The organism is Bacillus massilinigeriensis, assembly GCF_900117315.1.
GTDB classification, from domain to species: domain Bacteria; phylum Bacillota; class Bacilli; order Bacillales; family Cytobacillaceae; genus Bacillus_BE; species Bacillus_BE massilionigeriensis.
This window is the reverse complement of record NZ_LT630337.1, coordinates 2,969,110-2,988,171: the sequence shown is the minus strand read 5'-3', so window position 1 is coordinate 2,988,171 and position 19,062 is coordinate 2,969,110. Positions and strand designations below refer to the sequence as shown.

The window sequence follows — 19,062 nt, the reverse complement described above, 5'->3', positions numbered from 1 at the left end:
ATAGGCAAAAAAGGTTTACAAATATTTTGATTGTGGATATAATTACCAATGTAAGTAATTTATTCTTAAGAAGGAGGTCGAATAATATGTTAATGAATTTAGGAATGTGCCAGGGATTTTCAAAGAAGTTCACACGCAACACTACAACCGTATATCTAATAAACACATATTCGACCGTTAAGGAATGGATTGCTTAAGGTTTAATTAATTCTGCATATCCAAGCCGCAGGTAGAATATGTCCTGCGGCTTTTTTGTGTCTTTTTTTGCCGCGGGGTATTCCTTGCGGCTTTTTGTGTCCTTTTATTTGGATATGCATAACAATAATAAGATGGAAAGGAGGTTGGAGCTTATGACACTAAATATATTATTTTTTACAGTAACGATTAAAAAGAGATCAGTATCAGTCGAAGACTATATTCGAAATGAAAATGCTGAAAGAGCTTATCAAGACCACAAAGACCGTCAATTATCAATTCAAAGATATTATTAAGAAACAATCAATTAATATAGAAGGGTGGAATGAAAAATGATTTTAATATTACAACGTCGACTAGCATGCTTATGGGTGGAGAAAGACACCGCATAACTAATTAAGGTTAATAGGAGGTCTTGTATGTATTTAAATATTTTGATATTAACAGACCTTTTCCGAAAAAGGAAAAAGTGCTCTTAATAAATTAACAAAATGTTCACAACTTTTCTAATGTAATCCTTGTAAATATGATAAATTCTAAAGTATAAGGAGCATTTTCAAGAGGGGTGTGGAACATGTTCGCAATGGTTATTGGTTTATTAATATGCGGTACAGTTGGTTGCATTATTGCTGCAGAAGTAAGTGTAGAGTAGAGGGTGTATCATTAAGAAGTATTAATCTATTCTCCATGCATAAAAAGAGACAAATAAGATTATTAAAGAATGAGGCTATTCCAAAAGGTGTCTGGCACCATTGCTTTTGGGATTGTCTCATTTTTTCTTTCATAATAATTGTTTATAAATATTCTTTAATGGACAGACAAAAGCATCCTCCCTTTTTCATAGGTATTAGTTATAGGTGAAAGTCCATAAAACGGGGGTGGAATGATGTCCGGAATCTTAACTGCGTTGAGTTATTTAGTAAAGGAAATTGTATTCCTCGTTTCATATGTAAAAAACAATGCCTTTCCCCAACCACTGTCAGCTTCAGATGAGAGAAAGTACTTGCGCCTGATGGCAGAGGGGGATGCCCATGCTCGAAACATGTTAATTGAACACAATCTGAGGTTAGTTGCACATATTGTAAAAAAATTCGAAAACACCGGCGAAGAGGCCGAGGATCTCATTTCAATAGGGACAATCGGACTAATAAAGGCGATTGAGAGCTTTTCAGAAGGAAAGGGGACGAAGCTTGCTACATATGCGGCGAGGTGTATTGAGAATGAAATCCTCATGCATTTAAGAGCTTTAAAGAAAACGAAAAAAGATGTATCCCTTCACGATCCAATTGGTCAGGATAAGGAAGGAAATGAAATATCTCTGATTGATGTTTTGAAGTCTGAATCTGAGGATGTAATTGATACCATTCAATTAAATATGGAACTGGAAAAAGTGAAAGAATATATAGATGTTTTAGATGAACGGGAAAAAGAAGTAATTGTTGGCAGATTTGGACTTGATTTAAAAAAGGAAAAAACCCAACGAGAAATTGCCAAAGAATTAGGAATATCCAGGAGCTATGTGTCTAGGATTGAAAAAAGGGCATTAATGAAAATGTTCCATGAATTTTATCGCGCTGAGAAGGAAAAGAGGAAAAACACATGAAGGAAGCCAGGGGGATCTGGCTCTTTTTTTTGCATCAGGCCTGTCAATTTGGTTCGTGTTTACGATGGCTGGTATTTTTGGTGAAGCCCTGCATTTGTTTTTGGAAAAATAGTGAGGTAATTAGGTAATCGCGGATAAATAGAAATAATCGCGGATATATTGGAAACATCTCGGATAAATAAGAAATGTCCCTTGAATTAACTAATTTCTCCCCGAAAATATAGCCATTTTTCCAATATGAAAAGATCATTTCTCCAAACGAAGCTAGAAAGGCATCGATTTTCTCCACCCAACTGATAATCAACCAGACTCCTAATAAAAAAACTGTCGATAACAAATCGACAGCATCACCATTCATTTAGACCAATCCTATATTTTTTTAAGTGTAAAGGTACTTACCATCAAAAAAGATAGAACAATCATAATAAAAATGAAGGATTGTGGTGGGAAATATGGAATTGCGAGGTAACTTAATGTTGCAAGGCAACCAGCTGCAGTGATTGGGAGTCCGGTATAGAACCCATTATTTTCAGTAATATTAAAGCGAGCAAGACGAAATGCTCCACAGCCAATGAAAAAAACCGAAAAAAATATTCCTGGAGCCCCAAATTCGTTCAATATTCCGTGATAAACTAATAGAGCTGGAGCAACTCCGAATGATATAATATCACTCATGGAATCCAGCTGCTTTCCTAAATCTGAAGTGATTTTGAATTTCCTAGCTACCATTCCATCAAATCGGTCTAATAATGCCGCCAAGAAAATAAGGAGCAAACTTAGATTTGAATTTCCATTTATACCTATAATAATGGAAAAACCCCCTAAAGCAAGGTTAGCTAAAGTAATGACATTTGCAGTTTGGGCTTTGAGTTTTTTGATGGTTTGATCAAAGACATCCAATAAAAACAATATCCTCACTCCTTTTTCGGAGAGATACATAGGGTTTCAATCATATAAATTTTGATTAACAATTTGATGAAAGACCCTTTATTATTTATATAATGATATTTTTGTCTCTTTATTTTATGCCTGTAGGCAAGTAGTATATTTTTTTCTTATGGAGGTTTCATTCTTTGTTTCAAATAATATACCGCATCTTTATTGAATTAACTAATCGAAAATGGACGTCAAATGTTTTAAAGCGCTTTGCTATGTCGAAATTAAGTAAAGTTATTGTACCTTCGTTCACAAGAGCTTATAAAATAAATATGGATGAGATGGAAAAGCCCTTACAAGACTACTCTACATTACATGAGTTTTTCACGAGAAAACTAAAAGCCGGTGCGAGGCCCATTGATCTTCAGCCATTGACAGTGATTAGTCCGGTCGATGGGGTAATAGAAGATATCGGTGTGATTTCGAAAAATCAGATGATTACCGTAAAAGGGAAAGATTACTCAATAAGTGAAATGGTTGGAAATGATCAAGTACTAGCATCCTTCCAAGAGGGTATATATATGATTCTTTACTTAAGCCCCAGTCATTATCATCGCATTCATAGCCCAATATCTGGGAGGATGGTTAATCGATGGACCATTGGTAATCGATCCTATCCAGTGAATAAATGGGGGCTTAAATATGGGAAAAGTCCACTATCGAAAAATTATCGAGTGATTACAGAGATCAAGCATCCAAATGGTGAATTACTTCTTGTAAAAGTCGGTGCCATGTTCGTTAATTCCATTGAAATGGTTCATGAGCAGGACCAACTTACTAAAGGAGATGAGGTAGCGTTTTTTTCATTTGGCTCTACTGTCGTTTTACTGTTTGAAAAGGACTTCTTTGAACCGTCTTCCCCTAAAACACCTAGAGATGTCAAGGTTGGAGAAATTATAGGGAGTCTAAAACGAAAATAAAAAAAAGCCTTAAAAAAAGGCTCAGGATACTTTTAATTTGTGTGATAAAGAACGTCGGTGAATTTCTGTTTCGATAAGGCGAATAAAATCTAAACTCAAATTTAGTTCTCTGGCTTTAAAATATGATTCGATTAACAATTCGTCTGACAACTTCCGCATGTCAGAATTCACCTCCATTTGCTTAATGTCCGTTCTAACCATTTTTTTTCATACATATAATGTAAATTACTGGTTGTTACCTTACTTTAACAAAATTGCAGATTAAGAACAACTGTTCTGTTATCCACAGAATAAAGTGGATAACCTGTTAGTAAGTTGTTTATAATTAATGGGAACAGAGTAGGGACAAGTGGGATAATGTGAATAAAGTTATCCACAATGTTGGATAAGAACAGTTTTTGTCGAAAAGTTTTTTGCATAATAGGATAAATGTAGCGGTTTTTGTCAAAATAGGGCAAAATTTAAATGATAAAGTTTTGCACAAACTCATGAATAATGTTTCACTAGTGTTTGAAAGAGGATACAATATTCGTTATGATGGATAGCGGCGATAATTGGATAATTAACGAGGTGTTTGTAAATTGTTAAAGCAATTTTTACCAGATCAACATGTCAAAAGCATTTTTGATATTAAACCAGAAGTACTAAAAGAAAAGGGAATCAAAGGAATTATTACTGATTTAGATAATACCTTGGTTGAATGGGATCGGCCTAATGCGACCCCAAAATTAGTTAAATGGTTTGATGAAATGAAAAAGCAAAATATTTTAATTACAATCGTATCAAATAATAATAAAGAGAGAGTGGAAACATTTTCAGAGCCCCTTGGTATCTCTTTTATTTTTCAGGCGAGAAAGCCACTTAGATTGGCCTTTAATAGGGCGGTTAAAAAGATGGGGATCAAAAAAGAGGAAGCCGTTGTCATAGGTGATCAGCTTTTAACGGACGTTCTAGGCGGGAACAGGAGTGGGTTTCATACGATATTAGTTGTACCAGTGGCTCAAACGGATGGATTTGCGACAAGAATTAATCGAAAGATTGAAAGAATCTTATTAAAGTGGTTTCGTAAAAAAGGAATGCTACAGTGGGAGGATTAAACGAATTGAACGAACAAATTACATGTATTGGTTGTGGGGTGAACATTCAAACGGAAGATCCAGAAAAAATGGGATACGCCCCAAAATCCTCATTACAAAAGGATACGATCATTTGTCAACGATGTTTTCGGTTAAAGCATTATAACGAGGTACAAGATGTAGATTTAACGGATGATGACTTCCTTAAAATATTAAATGAAATTGGACAAAGTGATGCTTTGATTGTCAAAATTGTAGATATCTTTGACTTTAACGGTAGTTGGCTGCCTGGGCTTCATCGCTTCGTTGGTCATAATAAGGTTTTACTAATAGGAAATAAAGTGGATTTGCTTCCGAAATCCGTTAAGTCTCAAAAGGTGATTCATTGGATGAAACAAGAGGCAAAACAGCTTGGTTTAATCCCAGAGGATGTGTTCCTTGTTAGTGCCGAGAAAGGTCATTTTATTAAAGAGGTTACAGCTGCAATTGAGGATTACCGAGATGGAAAAGATGTCTATATCGTTGGCTGTACAAATGTAGGTAAATCTACCTTTATTAATCGAATTTTAAAGGAAATAACAGGCGAGGGAGATGTGATTACAACATCCCATTTTCCAGGAACTACATTAGATATTATTGAAATACCACTCTCAGATGGAAAGGTATTGGTGGATACTCCTGGAATCATAAACCATCATCAAATGGCCCATTTTGTTGATAAGCGTGATTTAAAAATAATTACACCTAAAAAAGAAATAAAACCAAAGGTCTTCCAGTTAAATGAACAGCAAACTTTATTCTTTGGTGGGTTGGCTCGTTTTGATTATCTTAGTGGAGGAAGATGTTCATTTACCTGCTATTTTTCAAATGAAATCAATATTCATCGTACGAAAACAGAAAATGCTTCGGAGTTATACAAAAAGCACGTTGGGGAAATGTTAACACCTCCGAGGATGGAGCAGCTCGATACGTTTCCTGAGCTCGTCAGACATGATTTCACAATAAAGGAAGCAAAGACGGATATCGTATTCTCTGGTCTTGGATGGATTACTTGTAATCAGCCAGGAACAAGGGTGTCTGTACACGTTCCAAAGGGTGTTAATGCGATGATTCGAAAATCATTAATATAAAAGCCGTAAAGTAGAAATAGATAGGGGAGAGGGTTATGAAAAAGTTATATGCTGTTATTGGGGACCCAATTGCACATTCCATGTCCCCGACCATGCATAACGATTTATTTCAGTTTTACGGAATGGATGCACATTATCATGCATTTAAAGTGGAAAAGGAAAACCTTGAGGCGGCTGTAAAAGGTTTTAAAGCCATTGGAGTGGAAGGTTTTAATGTCACAGTACCTCATAAAGTGAATATTATTCCTTTATTAGATGAAATGGATCCTTTAGCAGGTTCGATAGGAGCAGTGAATACTGTTGTAAACTGCAATGGAAAATTTATTGGGTATAATACAGATGGAAGTGGATATTTGAAAGGTCTTTCTACTATAATGGATATCCATGATGACCTATCTGTTCTGATTATAGGTGCTGGTGGAGCAGCTCGTGCCATCTATTTTACAATGGCCCATTCAGGTGTCCACAAGATAGATATAACCAATCGGACGGTCGAACGGGCAGATGTATTAGTAAAGGATTGCCCATATCAAGTACAATCAAAAGTCCTTACGATTCCAGAGGCAGAAGCTGCTTTAGGCGAATATGACTTAATTATTCAAACTACATCAATCGGGATGTCACCAAAAATTGAGTTTTCACCGATTGGATTACAAAATTTACATGCTCAAGCCTTTGTTAGTGATATTATCTACAATCCACTTGAAACCAATATCCTACAACAGGCGAAGCAAAAAGGTGCGAGAGTTCAAAATGGAATTGATATGTTTGTTTTTCAAGGGGCACTTGCTTTTGAAAAATGGACAGGAATTTTTCCAAGTACGGATCGCATGAAGAACACGGTTCTTACACAATTAGGAGGAATAAAATGCTAACAGGAAAACAAAAAAGGTTTCTACGCTCCAAAGCACATCATCTAAATCCAATCTTTCAAGTTGGAAAGGGTGGAGTGAATGAAAATATGATTAGACAAATAAGTGAAGCTTTAGAAGCAAGAGAGCTGATAAAAGTAAGTGTTCTACAAAACTGTGATGAAGATAAAGATACAGTTGCACATCAGCTATCTGAAGGAGCAAATGCTGAGCTTGTACAGATTATCGGTTCTACGATTGTTTTGTACAAAGAGTCAAAGGAAAATAAGGAAATAAAATTACCATAAATGAAAAAGGAGGAATCACTTTGAAAATTGGCATATTAGGCGGAACATTCGATCCTCCTCATTTAGGACATCTCATCATTGCAAATGAGGTATTGTGTTCCCTTGAACTTGATGAAATATGGTTTATGCCAAATCAAGATCCTCCGCATAAAGAAAAATCTAAGAATATATCAAATGAAAATCGATTAGATATGTTAAGTTTAGCCATCGAAGGACATCCTAAATTTAAAATAGAAACATGTGAACTTGAGCGTGCTGGACGTTCTTATACCTATGATACGATGAAATTACTAAAGGAGAATTATCCAACCTATCAATTTTATTTCATTATTGGTGGGGATATGGTTGAATACTTGCCAAAATGGTATCGTATAGATGAGCTAGTGCAGCTTATTACATTTGTAGGAGTTAACCGTCCTACATACAGTATTCAATCACCTTATCCTATTTCTTATGTTCAAATCCCAAATATTAATATTTCATCGAGCCTCATTAGAAATCGAATGAAGGAAGGAATAACCATTCGTTATTTAGTTCCGGATCCAGTTAGACACTATATTGAGGAGAATCAATTGTATGAATCGTGAAACAGCTCTAAAGCTTGTAAAGGAGCAATTAACCGAACATCGTTATCAGCATACGATAGGGGTAATGGAAACTGCCATCCAGCTTGCTCAAAAATATGGTGTGGATGAAAAAAAGGCAGAACTAGCGGCAATTTTTCATGATTATGCCAAATTTCGTCCTAAAGAAGAAATGAAGGCAATTATTGAAAAGGAACAAATGCCAGCAGACCTTCTGGATTATAATAGTGAGCTCTGGCATGCACCAGTTGGAGCGTATTTGGCTGAAAAAGAGGCGGGAATCTCTGATAAGGAAATACTAGATGCCATACGCTATCATACATCTGGTCGAAAGGGCATGACAATATTAGAGAAAATTATCTATTTAGCTGACTATATTGAACCGGGAAGGCATTTTCCTGGAGTTGAAGAGGTTAGAGAACTGGCCAGACATGATTTAGATAAGGCTTTAATTAAATCTATACAAAACACCATTGTTTTTCTAATGAAAAAGAATCAACCAGTTTATCCAGAAACATTTATTACATATAATGATCTAGTCATGAGGAGGGTTTTACCTGAATGAGTGAACGTAAGCTATTGTTAACAGCAGTGAAAGCCGCAGATGATAAAAGGGCTGAAGATATAGTTGTCTTAAATATGAAGGGTCTATCTCTAATCGCAGATTATTTTATTATCTGCCACGGAAATTCCGACAAGCAAGTACAAGCCATTGCCCGAGAAATGAAGGAAAAAGTAGAGGAAAATGGCTTTGAAGTAAAACGTATGGAAGGATTCGATGAAGCGAAATGGGTTTTGGTTGATTTAGGAGATGTAGTAGCCCATGTTTTCCATCGAGATGATCGCTTATATTATAACCTTGAACGCTTATGGGGAGATGCTCCAATTGAGAACATTCAGAGTGAGCTAGAGCAATGAGCTATGAAAGGTTTGCCTATCTATACGATGAGTTAATGAAGGATGTACCCTATGAAAAATGGGTGGAAATCGTAACTAGAGAGGTTCAAAAGCTTGGAATAGATGGGAAACAATTATTGGATTTGGCCTGTGGGACAGGTGAGCTTTCCGTTCAATTTGCTGAAGGTGGTTTTGAAGTAACAGGAGTTGACCTTTCTGAGGATATGTTAGCAGTAGCTTTTGCTAAAGCTCAAGATAGGGGATTAGAACTCAATTTCTATCAGCAAAATATGGCTGAACTAGAATTAATGACCCCATTCGATATCGTAGGAATTTTCTGTGACTCTCTGAATTATTTACAAACAGAAGAGGATGTAATTAAGACCTTTCATTCCGTCTTCCGCCATTTAAAAGAAAATGGCCTCTTTATATTTGATGTACACTCCGTACATAAAATGAGCAATCTCTTCTTAAATCAAACCTATGCCTACAATGGGGATGATATAAGCTATATTTGGCAATGCTTTGAAGGAGAATTCCCATTAAGTATCGAGCATGAGCTAACATTTTTTGTTCAGGATGATGATGGAAAATATGATAGATATGATGAACTTCATTTTCAAAGAACATATCCTGTTCAACAATACATAGAATGGCTTGAAAAAGCCGGACTTCAAGTAATGGAAATATTGGCAGATTTTGAAAATAAATCATATGAGCAGGATTGCGAAAGAATTCTTTTCATAGCAAAAAAATAATATAAGGTGTCAGGACCCACGCGAATGTGGTGCCTGACACCTTTGCATTTTCTTCTTAAAAAGTTTATAAATTTATAGCAGGAATTTGTAAATCTAATAGAGAATTTAATGAAGGGTATATTGCTTTTTCGTGTCCGCAATATCCTCTGCAAATTTCTGATGGGTGGCTTGAAAAAGATGTTCAAATACATCTCCAAGCTCACTTTCTAACACTTTTATTCCTTCTCCAGTGATTCCACCTTTTACAATCACTTTTTCTTCTAGCGCCGGTAATGTGTATAATCCTCTATTTAACAATTGTCCTAAACCAATTAGCATTTCACTTGCAAGCTTTGTAGCGGTTTCTTCATTTATTTTTGTTTCTGAAATAGCCCCTTCGATAAATCTTCTTGTTAAATAACTAAAAAAAGCAGGTCCACAGCTGACAATATCAGATGCTACTCTTGTTACATTTTCTTCAATTTCCACCGGTGTTGAAATAAAAGAGAATAAAGCTAATAATGTTCTTTTCCACTCTTCTTTGCATCCTTTTCCAAAGGTAAAAAGGGATACTCCTGAAAGGGCCCTATTTGTAATACTTGGAATAACCCTAGCGACAGAGCATGGTAATACACATTCAAGTTGATCGACATTAATCGGACTAGTGATAGAAACTACACAACTACTTTCACTTAGAGAAGGACGAATTTCTTGGATGACATGAAATACATCTAAAGGTTTCACACAAATGATAATTAAATGACAGTTCCTTGCGACATCAGAAGGATTTTCATAAATGACTATCCCTTTATATTCATCCTGTATTTGTACTGCCTTTGAAAGGGTTCTATTTGTAATTGTCAAAGAAGAAGGGGATATAGCTTTACTCTCTAATAATGCCTCTATCAGTATTCTCCCCATATTACCTGTTCCAATGATTCCGATTTTCATTGTTACTTCCCTCCTTCACTAACAAAATATTTCATATAACAATATGAATGCATTTGAAGAAATATACCAATGAAAGGAACGTGTTTGCATGATTGAATGGTTAAAGGTTCACAAGATTTATGGAATAATTGGTGGTTTGGCCTTCGTTATGATTATGTATTTTGGATTTACACGAATCGAAGACCAGCCAAAGGAGAAAAACACTAATCTTGAATGGAGCAATTTTCAGGAAGGGACTATGGATACCAAGCAAGAAGATATTATTTCAGACAAAGAGAACAAGAATCAAAAAGAAATACTAGTTGATGTAAAAGGTGCTGTCCATCAGCCAGGAGTATATGAGGCACAAGAGGGAGAAAGGGTAAAGGATATAATTCGAAAAGCTGGAGGGCTAAAGGGACAAGCAGATGAAAAAAATATAAATTTTGCCATGAAGGTAACAGATGAAATGGTTTTGTACATACCTAGGATTGGGGAGACGAATGTTGAAGGATCACAATCACAGGTTGGGTCTCCTTCAAGTTCCTCAGGTAAAGAGAAGGTGAACCTAAATACAGCTGATGAAGCTGCCCTTCAAACTCTCCCTAGTATTGGTCCATCAAGAGCAGCAGCAATCATAGAGTATAGAGAAAAAAATGGGCCGTTTAAATCGATTGAGGATTTAAAATCAATAAGTGGGATAGGAGATAAGACCTTTGAGAAGCTAGAGGAAAACATTTCGGTGCATTAGGACAAATTTTCAATTGACGTCAGATTTCTTTCAATATTAAACTAAAAGGAAAATGGATGATTAAAGGGATGGATAGCCGTGAGTGAAGAACAAAGATTAACTTGGAATCAATATTTTATGCTGAATGCACACCTAATAAGCATGAGGAGTACTTGTAATCGTTTAAAGGTTGGAAGTGTGTTGGTGAAGGATAACCGCATTATTAGCACTGGTTATAATGGTGGAATCAGCGGAGAGGAACATTGTTTGGAGGCTGGCTGTTATGTGGAAGAAAACCATTGCCTTAGATGCCTTCATTCAGAAGAAAATGCCATTCTTCAATGCGCTTTGCAAGGAATCTCAACGAAAAATAGTGTCATTTACGTAACTCATTTCCCATGTATTCATTGTATGAAAAAGATCCTACAAGCAGGTATTACAAAAATATATTATGCCGAGGATTATAAAAATCATGAATATTGCTATCACTTACTTGAGGTTAGCAATGTGGAAGCCATTAAGTTGGAAGTAAATATTGAAAATTATATTGATGAGATTCATCCTTCTAAAGGAATCCTAAAGTGGGATTTTAAATCTTTAGAAACAAAATAAACAAGTAGATCCAACTAAACCTCAAGCTGCTTAGTTGGATTTCTACTTTCAATAGATAGGAGGCTTTTTATTGACTTTCATTGATTTTTTTATGGATTCCTCTCAATATTACGGTGATTGGTTTTGAAAGGAAGATTCATTTTCTTTGTCATTGTTAGCTTAATAGGCATATACCACGGTTTTCATCAGTCTCTTTTTTCCTTCTTCTTATTGCTCACCCTTATCCTCTATCTATATTTTTATAAGTCATTTTCACGAAAGTCAATTATCCTTCTTATTGGTGTTTTTGTTCTTTTTTCCTTAAGGACCCAATTTGATCTGAGGCTTGCAAAACAAACCAAACTTGAAGGCACGAAAACAAATTTTGTAGTTGAATTGGATGAAATCAAGATGGATGGAGACAAGATTTCAGGATTTGCTAAGGAAGTGAAGGATAAAGAAAAAATATCTTTCACATATTTGATTCAATCGGAGAGAGAACAACATTACTTAAAGAACGCCTTTACCCCGGGAATCACTTGTAAAGTTTCCGGATTTTTAAAAAGACCGCAGCCACCAACAAATGATAATGCCTTCTCGTATCCCAAATATTTAGAAGCAAAAAGGATACATTGGATTCTGAACATAGAAAAAATAGAGTTCGCATCCTGCCAAAAGGGTGAAAATACTCCTCTAACAATTCTCAAAAGGCTCCGTCATCAAGGGGTTGAATACCTGTCTCTCCATTTTCCAAAAGAAACAGCTCCACTAGCAGCGGCATTAATTTTTGGTGACCGACATTTAATGGATGATCAATTACTAGATGACTATCAGGACATAGGGATTACTCATTTATTAGCCATTTCTGGATTGAATGTAAGTATGTTAGTTGGGATTATCTTTTATTTAGGGATACGATTTGGAGTAACACGAGAAAGTATGACCAAATGGTTGCTGATAGCTTTACCAATTTATATGATACTAACCGGAGCATCACCCTCTGTTAATCGAGCATGTATCATGATGATTATCATTTTATTGATGAATAGATGGAGGTTTGCTGCATTAAATATTCTTGACTTAGTAAGTCTTGCGTTTTTGCTCTATGTTACTTGGTCCCCTTTGATTATTTTGGATGTAGGATTCCAATTGTCATTTAGCGTGACGTTTTCCCTAATCCTTTCATCAACTTTAATATTAAAATCAATATCTCATCCAATAATAATTTTGATGGTTATCTCATTTATTTCCCAAATGGCAGCCACTCCAATTATTTTATATAATTTTTACGAAATCTCCTTAATCTCTCTCCTCGCAAATTTAATATTTGTCCCACTTTTTTCATCAGTTTTTTCTCCAGTCATTTTATTGCTCTTTTTACTACATCTTCTCTTGCAAGATTTGATTACACCAATTGTCATGCTCTTTAATGTTTTAGTCATTTTCTCAAACACATTGACGACAAAAATAGGACAGATTCCTTATTCAACAATAATTTTAGGGAAACCAGGGAACGTACAACTCTTCTTTTATATCCTTGGGACCTTCATCTTTTTTACCCTTTGGGAGAGAAAAAGGAAGCCAAGTGATATTCTGAAGCTTCTTTTCATTCCCATTGCCCTTTTTGTGTCTCATGGGATATGCCCATATTTTTCATCAGATGGAGAAGTCACCTTCGTTGATATAGGTCAAGGGGACAGTATTTTGGTTACATTGCCTTTTCGCAAAGGAGTTTACCTAATTGATACGGGAGGAACCCAGAACTTTTCAAAAGAAAAATGGAGAGAGCGCAAGAGCACATTTGAAGTTGGGGAGGATGTACTCGTTCCGTATTTAAAAAGTAAAGGTATAGGGACCATTGATAAGCTAATCCTAACACACGGTGATCTGGATCATATAGGAGGGGCAATTTCCGTAATAAAGGAGTTGAAAATTAAGGAAATAGTATTACCAGTCACTTGGGAGCAATCAAATTTAGAGGCGACGATATTACAGCTTGCAAGGAAATATGAGATTTCAATCAAGTTTGTTCAAGCGGGTGATAGCTGGAGAAGGGACAAGACTACCTTTTCTATTTTATCACCAAAGGGTATTGTCTATTCGGAGAAAAATGATGGATCCATCGTTATCCACACGAACCTAGGAGGAATATCTTGGATCTTTACAGGTGATTTGGAGGAGTCTGGAGAAAAAGAATTGGTAAAAAGGTACCCAAATCTTAGGATAGATGTATTAAAGGTAGGTCATCATGGTAGTAAAACCTCGACCTCAGAATTACTACTTGATTCCCTTCAGCCAAAAGCCGCTGTAATTTCTGTAGGTAGGGATAATCGTTTTGGTCATCCTCATTCTGAAGTAGTGAAAAGGCTGAATGATAGGAGGATCTTATTATTTAGAACCGACGAGAATGGAGCAGTGACTTATCGCTTTAATCGAAAAGAAAAAGGAACCTTTTTAACCGTGCTCCCATAAAATATCACATAGTTCATAACATCTTACTCCCACAAGTGAACAACTTTAACAAGATTGTCTAGCATGAGAAACAATTATAGGCATAAAAAAAAGACTGCTGAAATCAAGCAGTCTTAAAAAGAAGCTACGTGAGTCATTGTATGTATTAAGCGCCGACCAAGAAAATGACTGTAGCAATAATAAATAATGTAGCAAAGAAACCAAAGGAGACAATAAATCCTACACCAGAATCAACCGCATCATTACGTTTGCTTTGTACATTTTGTTCAAATTCGTTCACAGTCTACCCCCCCTATTTCCTTTATAGTATAAGCGAAATAATTAAAAAAATCTATATCTTCTATAAAACCCTTTTCCTATAATGACAAGAGTTGTCACAAATAGTTTACATTCATGAGGTAAAAATAATTGTTACAAACAGGCTTAACCGCTGTCATGTAAGTATCCTAGGCCTTACATGGCAGCGTTCAATATAGATTTGGGAATTGGTGTTAAGTGGTCAACCAATTCCCTTTAATATGTTTTTTAACAATAATATTAGATGAAATTTGTGGAAGTCTTTTTTTGCTCTTGTCAAAATGTCCAAGCTTATTTAGGATTAATAATAGGATATTTTTAGAGAACGGAGCGTAATCAATTGATTTTGGACATGTGGAAAGAGATTAAAAAGAAGCAATTCTCTTCAATTTACCTATTATATGGAACGGAAGCCTTTCTTATAAATGAAATAAAACAATTATTAACCAGTCATGTTCTAGAGGGGGAGGATACAGAGTTTAATTTATCATCTTATGATTTAGAAGAGACTCCCATTGATGCTGTCTTAGAAGAGGCAGAGACTCTTCCATTCCTAGGGGATAAAAGGCTCATTTTTGTCAATAATCCATATTTTTTAACAGCAGAAAAGAAAAAGGATAAAGTGGAGCATAATCTTTCCAAACTGGAAGCCTATCTAAAAAAACCCTCTCCTTTTTCCATTGTGGTGTTTACTGGACCTTATGAAAAGTTAGATGAAAGAAAGAAGTTAACGAAAGAATTAAAGAGAGTTGGACAAACCTTCGAGGCGAAAAAGCTTAATGAACGTGAACTTATTGGGTGGATTAAACAAAGAGCGAGCTATAACCATGTTCAAATCGATGATAAAGCCATTGAGCTTATGATTACTTTAGCTGGAAATAATTTATTTATGTTAACAAGTGAACTTGATAAATTAGCCTTGTATTCCGGTGAGAACAATCGAATAAATGTGGAGACCGTTGAGAAATTAGTATCCAGGTCATTAGAACAAAATATTTTCACTTTGGTCGAAAAGGTTGTTCAGCGGCAAATCGATGAAGCATTAAGAATTTACTATGACTTGTTGAAGCAAAAAGAGGAGCCAATTAAAATTTTGGCAGTCATTACGAGTCAATTTAGATTAATCTATCAAGTCAAGGAATTAAGCAGGAGAGGCTATGGCCAGCAGCAAATTGCGGGGTACTTAAAGGTACATCCGTTTCGCATAAAACTTGCTGCAGGACAAGCAAGGATGTTTAAGGATGAGGAATTAGTCAAAATTATGAATATGCTTTCAGATGCTGACTATCAAATGAAAACGGGTGCAATGAATAAGGAAATGCCGATTGAGATGTTTCTTTTCCATCTACATGATGCCCGAGTATAAAAAACAAGGAATGTTTCACAGGGTGCTTACTCCTTATGAAACATTCCTTGTTTTTTGTTTTCAGTAATAAAAAAGAGGCTTGATCCATTTCATGGTCAGCCTCATGTTTCGATTATGCATTTAAAGAGTTTAATTTCTTAGATAAACGAGATTTTTTACGAGCAGCAGCGTTTTTATGGATAAGACCTTTTGCAGCAGCTTTATCTAATTTTCTAGCAGCTTCAACGAAAGATTCTTTAGCAGCAGCAGCATCATTGTTTACGATAGCAGCGTCAACTTTTTTTACAGCAGTACGCATTGCAGATTTAACAGTTGCGTTTTGAGCATTACGACCTTCGTTAGTTTTCACACGTTTAATAGCAGATTTAATGTTTGGCATTCCATTCACCTCCCTAAAAAAACACTCGAGACTATATAACTCGACTTTCACGTTCATTAACATAAATGAAGAACAAGTGATATTCTATCAAACGAAACACATTATTGCAAGACTATCCGCCGAATTTGCTTGAAAGAGTTAATAATGTGAGCATGAATGAAATAATTGGAAAAGGAGAAAATAAGACATATTCTTATTAGAACTATTAATGATTCGGAGGACTTTGTGTGAAAAAATCCATTGATTTAAGTAAATATTCCATTCGAACAGATCTTGCAGTAGAGGCTAGAGAAATGGTTATTGATGAAAGGTCTAAATCAGTCCAGCATGGTGAAGATTTATCTCAAATTGAGGGTGTCATTATTAAAGAAAAGGAAAATAATGATATGAAAATTTCCCTAGTGGAAATTACGAAAGCAGGCGAGGAGCAAATTGGAAAAAAGGCTGGATCCTATTTAACAATTGAAGTAGTAGGAATTCGTGGACAAGATACGGAGCTGCAAAAAAAAGTAGAGGAAGTATTCGCAAGTGAGTTTGCTCTCTTTTTAAAAGGGCACGGAATCACTGAAGATGCCTCCTGTTTAGTCGTGGGACTCGGGAATTGGAATGTCACTCCTGATGCTCTTGGACCTCAGGTTTGTGAAAATCTTTTGGTTACGCGGCATCTTTATGAGCTTCAGCCAGAAAGTGTTGAAAAGGGATTTCGACCAGTAAGTGCGTTGGCGCCAGGAGTTATGGGATTAACAGGTATAGAGACAAGCGACATCATCATGGGTGTGGTTGAAAAATCAAAGCCAGATTTTGTCATAGCCATTGATGCCCTTGCTTCCAGATCAATTGAAAGAGTTAACTCAACAATTCAAATTTCTGATACAGGGATACATCCTGGATCTGGAGTTGGCAATAAAAGAAAAGAATTAAGCAAAGAAACGTTGGGAATTCCGGTTTTCGCCATAGGGATTCCGACAGTTGTAGATGCTGTTTCGATTACTAGTGATACCATCGATTACATATTAAAGCATTTTGGAAAGGAAATGCGTGAAGGAAATAGACCTTCTCGTTCACTAGCACCTGCTGGTATGACCTTTGGAAAAAGAAAGAAGCTTACGGAAGAAGATCTCCCTGAAGAAGAGCATCGAAAAACATTTCTAGGGATGATTGGTACGCTCCCTGAAGAAGAAAAAAGGAAATTAATATATGAGGTGCTTTCCCCACTAGGGCATAACCTAATGGTCACTCCTAAGGAAGTGGATGTGTTTATTGAAGACATGGCCAATCTGATAGCCAATGGATTAAATGCTGCTCTTCATCATTCAATTGATCAAGAAAACGCTGGTTTTTATACAAGGTAACTGACATTTTTCTATCATAGTTAGTCTGTAAGATAAGAAATTGCAAAGATGGAGTTCTATCTTTTCTAGTAAAGTCATATCATTTACTAGACTAGTTTGTGAGGTGGAACGATGAAATCTAATAGACCGCCTAATGTAATGATTACCATACAAGGGTCAAGTTTAATCAAAATATTTATTGCCTTTTTCCTATTTATCCTCCTACTATTTTCTATTAGTGGAGTCTTAACATCATTTAAATCGGCTTATCAGTTAAAGTCTTCATCTGTTAATACCGTTGCTGCCAACATAACAAGTGGTATGCTCTATCAATTGCTAGGATCTGAAAACCATGCATTCTTAGAAACATCCCCACAAGTTTCTTCAACTCCAAGGCTTGCAAATATTATGTTTGCTTTATCAACAAATGTGAATTTAAATGACCCGAGAAGCTTATTAGGAAGAGAGCTTCCTGGATTTTATCAATTTGATGGGAAGATACTCATTGCAGGGGAAGGTACGAATTATACGAATATGCCCATTGAATCCTCCCCACCATTAGAAATTTTAACCGCTGAAAAAGAAGCAACATTACAAAATACCGATGATATTGAAGATACAAAAAATAACCAATCATCAACCCCGCCGTTATCAACGGGCAAAAAAAAGGTCGTCTATTTATACTTTTCACATAATACCGAGTCATATCTTCCTTATTTAAAAGGGGTAACAAACCCTAACCAGGCCTATCATTCGAAAATCAACGTGACAAAAATAGGCGATAAGCTTAAGGAAGAATTAGAATCGAAAGGTATTGGTACGACACTTGATAAGACAGACATTCATGCCATTCTGATAAAGAAAAAGAAGCTTCATGGTGCATCATATGAGGAATCCGGAAAAATTGTAAAGGCTGCATTAGCACAAAATAGGGATTTATCGTATTTAATTGATATTCACAGAGATGCAAGAAGAAAGAAGCATACAACAATGAAGATTAATGGTGAATCCTATGCAAAAGTGGCCTTTGTCATTGGTGCTGAAAATCCTAATTTTGAAAAGAATGCGAAGCTCGCCGGGGAGCTGCATAAGATTCTTCAAAAAAAATATAAGGGGCTTAGCCGTGGTGTTTTAAAACAAGGTGGCCCTGGGAATAATGGGAAATATAACCAAGAATTATCTAGTAATGCAATCTTAATCGAATTTGGTGGAGTCGATAATACCTTCGAAGAGCTGTATCGCTCTGCTGAAGCAATAGCGGATGCATTTAGTGAATATTACTGGCAGGCTGAAAAGGTGGATAGCCAAGTGGAGGCTTCAGAGGAAGGGGAATAAGAATCAACTCCGAAAGTAAAGGTGAATGATATGAAAATGTTTATGTTCAAATCGATTCTTATTGCCTCCCTTATGTTCCTATCTGTATTATTCGGTATGCAGCAAGCGTATAAAGGAATTTCAAACATGAAGGGTTATGAGGATAAAAACTTTAAAAGTGCCTTGACCGTACAAAATAATCATGGCGGTGAGCTAGAGGTTTCCCTATTAGGAAATGATGTTGACAGCCATGACATAGAGAAGAAAAGAGAAAAGCTTGAAAAAATGAAGGTATATAACTTCTTTTCTTCTTTGGGAAAAAAAATAGCAAATACGACATCAAACGTAACGAAAAAAATAGTAATATTTCTATCTGAGATATAGTTCTTTCGATGATTGAGGGTGTACCAAAGGT

The 19,062-nt window shown here is 35.8% G+C and carries 24 protein-coding genes; 18 read left to right on the top strand and 6 right to left on the bottom strand.

Annotated features, from left to right (window positions below; translation table 11 throughout):
* Positions 1 to 350: 350 nt before the first annotated feature.
* Together BQ6100_RS14940 and sigK are read left to right on the top strand one after the other, a co-directional pair.
* Positions 351 to 491: a YrzI family small protein gene (locus BQ6100_RS14940; RefSeq protein ID WP_075982382.1), complete on the top strand. Its 141-nt coding sequence runs from the start codon at positions 351 to 353 to the stop codon at positions 489 to 491.
* Positions 492 to 1,081: 590 nt separating this feature from the next.
* Entirely contained in the window at positions 1,082 to 1,798 is a 717-nt protein-coding gene (gene sigK / locus BQ6100_RS14935; protein WP_075982381.1) for an RNA polymerase sporulation sigma factor SigK, read from the top strand.
* Positions 1,799 to 1,841: 43 nt separating this feature from the next.
* Here sigK and BQ6100_RS14930 read toward each other — a convergent pair whose 3' ends face one another.
* Positions 1,842 to 2,156 (bottom strand): hypothetical protein, encoded by a 315-nt coding sequence (locus BQ6100_RS14930; RefSeq protein ID WP_075982380.1) that lies wholly within the window; start codon positions 2,154 to 2,156, stop codon positions 1,842 to 1,844.
* A gap of 11 nt (positions 2,157 to 2,167) precedes the next feature.
* The gene (gene pssA / locus BQ6100_RS14925) at positions 2,168 to 2,707 is read right to left on the bottom strand and encodes a CDP-diacylglycerol--serine O-phosphatidyltransferase (protein WP_075982379.1); all 540 of its coding nucleotides are present in this window, start codon (positions 2,705 to 2,707) and stop codon (positions 2,168 to 2,170) included.
* A 164-nt stretch (positions 2,708 to 2,871) separates the two neighbouring features.
* On the opposite strand from pssA, the gene BQ6100_RS14920 reads away from it, so the two are divergent.
* On the top strand, positions 2,872 to 3,654 hold the full coding sequence (locus BQ6100_RS14920) for a phosphatidylserine decarboxylase (protein WP_075982378.1): 783 nt from the start codon (positions 2,872 to 2,874) through the stop codon (positions 3,652 to 3,654).
* Between the two features lie 21 nt (positions 3,655 to 3,675).
* Here the strand turns inward: BQ6100_RS14920 and BQ6100_RS14915 are convergent, their stop codons facing one another.
* The gene (locus BQ6100_RS14915) at positions 3,676 to 3,813 is read right to left on the bottom strand and encodes a sporulation histidine kinase inhibitor Sda (protein ID WP_075982377.1); all 138 of its coding nucleotides are present in this window, start codon (positions 3,811 to 3,813) and stop codon (positions 3,676 to 3,678) included.
* 422 nt (positions 3,814 to 4,235) lie between these two features.
* Here BQ6100_RS14915 and BQ6100_RS14910 point away from each other — a divergent pair, with 422 nt between their 5' ends.
* From BQ6100_RS14910 to BQ6100_RS14875, 8 genes are read left to right on the top strand one after another with little or no spacing between them, the layout of a single operon-like run.
* Positions 4,236 to 4,751 carry a YqeG family HAD IIIA-type phosphatase gene (locus tag BQ6100_RS14910; protein ID WP_075982376.1) on the top strand — a complete coding sequence of 172 codons (516 nt, stop codon included), beginning with the start codon at positions 4,236 to 4,238 and terminating at the stop codon, positions 4,749 to 4,751.
* Positions 4,752 to 4,756: 5 nt separating this feature from the next.
* Complete coding sequence (yqeH, locus tag BQ6100_RS14905; protein ID WP_075982375.1) at positions 4,757 to 5,860, top strand: ribosome biogenesis GTPase YqeH; 1,104 nt, start codon at positions 4,757 to 4,759, stop codon at positions 5,858 to 5,860.
* Positions 5,861 to 5,895: 35 nt separating this feature from the next.
* Positions 5,896 to 6,735 carry a shikimate dehydrogenase gene (aroE, locus tag BQ6100_RS14900; protein ID WP_075982374.1) on the top strand — a complete coding sequence of 280 codons (840 nt, stop codon included), beginning with the start codon at positions 5,896 to 5,898 and terminating at the stop codon, positions 6,733 to 6,735.
* Positions 6,729 to 7,019: a ribosome assembly RNA-binding protein YhbY gene (gene yhbY, locus BQ6100_RS14895; RefSeq protein WP_075982373.1), complete on the top strand. Its 291-nt coding sequence runs from the start codon at positions 6,729 to 6,731 to the stop codon at positions 7,017 to 7,019. Before aroE ends, yhbY begins: the two co-directional genes overlap by 7 nt.
* Before the next feature lie 14 nt (positions 7,020 to 7,033).
* Positions 7,034 to 7,606: a nicotinate-nucleotide adenylyltransferase gene (locus BQ6100_RS14890; protein WP_097677925.1), complete on the top strand. Its 573-nt coding sequence runs from the start codon at positions 7,034 to 7,036 to the stop codon at positions 7,604 to 7,606.
* Positions 7,596 to 8,168 (top strand): bis(5'-nucleosyl)-tetraphosphatase (symmetrical) YqeK, encoded by a 573-nt coding sequence (yqeK, locus tag BQ6100_RS14885; protein ID WP_075982371.1) that lies wholly within the window; start codon positions 7,596 to 7,598, stop codon positions 8,166 to 8,168. The genes BQ6100_RS14890 and yqeK overlap by 11 nt, the downstream gene beginning before the upstream one ends.
* Positions 8,165 to 8,521 carry a ribosome silencing factor gene (gene rsfS / locus BQ6100_RS14880; protein WP_075982370.1) on the top strand — a complete coding sequence of 119 codons (357 nt, stop codon included), beginning with the start codon at positions 8,165 to 8,167 and terminating at the stop codon, positions 8,519 to 8,521. The genes yqeK and rsfS overlap by 4 nt, the downstream gene beginning before the upstream one ends.
* Positions 8,518 to 9,258: a class I SAM-dependent DNA methyltransferase gene (locus BQ6100_RS14875; protein WP_075982369.1), complete on the top strand. Its 741-nt coding sequence runs from the start codon at positions 8,518 to 8,520 to the stop codon at positions 9,256 to 9,258. Before rsfS ends, BQ6100_RS14875 begins: the two co-directional genes overlap by 4 nt.
* Positions 9,259 to 9,363: 105 nt before the next feature.
* Here the strand turns inward: BQ6100_RS14875 and comER are convergent, their stop codons facing one another.
* Positions 9,364 to 10,188, bottom strand: coding sequence for a late competence protein ComER (gene comER, locus BQ6100_RS14870; protein WP_075982368.1), 825 nt, complete (start codon positions 10,186 to 10,188; stop codon positions 9,364 to 9,366).
* An 88-nt stretch (positions 10,189 to 10,276) separates the two neighbouring features.
* Between comER and BQ6100_RS14865 the strand changes: the two genes are divergently transcribed.
* The 3 genes from BQ6100_RS14865 (at position 10,277) to BQ6100_RS14855 (ending at position 13,960) form a co-directional block, all read left to right on the top strand.
* Positions 10,277 to 10,918: a helix-hairpin-helix domain-containing protein gene (locus BQ6100_RS14865; RefSeq protein ID WP_075982367.1), complete on the top strand. Its 642-nt coding sequence runs from the start codon at positions 10,277 to 10,279 to the stop codon at positions 10,916 to 10,918.
* A gap of 78 nt (positions 10,919 to 10,996) precedes the next feature.
* Positions 10,997 to 11,509, top strand: coding sequence for a deaminase (locus BQ6100_RS14860; protein ID WP_075982366.1), 513 nt, complete (start codon positions 10,997 to 10,999; stop codon positions 11,507 to 11,509).
* Between the two features lie 117 nt (positions 11,510 to 11,626).
* On the top strand, positions 11,627 to 13,960 hold the full coding sequence (locus tag BQ6100_RS14855; protein WP_084780423.1) for a DNA internalization-related competence protein ComEC/Rec2: 2,334 nt from the start codon (positions 11,627 to 11,629) through the stop codon (positions 13,958 to 13,960).
* 145 nt (positions 13,961 to 14,105) lie between these two features.
* On the opposite strand, the gene BQ6100_RS14850 is transcribed toward BQ6100_RS14855, so the two are convergent.
* On the bottom strand, positions 14,106 to 14,240 hold the full coding sequence (locus tag BQ6100_RS14850; RefSeq protein ID WP_075982364.1) for a YqzM family protein: 135 nt from the start codon (positions 14,238 to 14,240) through the stop codon (positions 14,106 to 14,108).
* Between the two features lie 357 nt (positions 14,241 to 14,597).
* On the opposite strand from BQ6100_RS14850, the gene holA reads away from it, so the two are divergent.
* Positions 14,598 to 15,623: a DNA polymerase III subunit delta gene (gene holA, locus BQ6100_RS14845; protein WP_075982363.1), complete on the top strand. Its 1,026-nt coding sequence runs from the start codon at positions 14,598 to 14,600 to the stop codon at positions 15,621 to 15,623.
* Between the two features lie 112 nt (positions 15,624 to 15,735).
* On the opposite strand, the gene rpsT is transcribed toward holA, so the two are convergent.
* Positions 15,736 to 16,002, bottom strand: a complete 267-nt coding sequence (gene rpsT, locus BQ6100_RS14840) for a 30S ribosomal protein S20 (RefSeq protein WP_075982362.1) — start codon at positions 16,000 to 16,002, stop codon at positions 15,736 to 15,738.
* A gap of 227 nt (positions 16,003 to 16,229) precedes the next feature.
* On the opposite strand from rpsT, the gene gpr reads away from it, so the two are divergent.
* The 3 genes from gpr to BQ6100_RS14825 all read left to right on the top strand — a co-directional run bounded on the left by gpr (position 16,230) and on the right by BQ6100_RS14825 (position 19,031).
* Entirely contained in the window at positions 16,230 to 17,354 is a 1,125-nt protein-coding gene (gpr, locus tag BQ6100_RS14835) for a GPR endopeptidase (protein WP_075982361.1), read from the top strand.
* Between the two features lie 111 nt (positions 17,355 to 17,465).
* Positions 17,466 to 18,668: a stage II sporulation protein P gene (spoIIP, locus tag BQ6100_RS14830; protein WP_075982360.1), complete on the top strand. Its 1,203-nt coding sequence runs from the start codon at positions 17,466 to 17,468 to the stop codon at positions 18,666 to 18,668.
* 30 nt (positions 18,669 to 18,698) lie between these two features.
* Positions 18,699 to 19,031 (top strand): YqxA family protein, encoded by a 333-nt coding sequence (locus tag BQ6100_RS14825; protein WP_075982359.1) that lies wholly within the window; start codon positions 18,699 to 18,701, stop codon positions 19,029 to 19,031.
* The last annotated feature ends 31 nt before the right edge of the window (positions 19,032 to 19,062 follow it).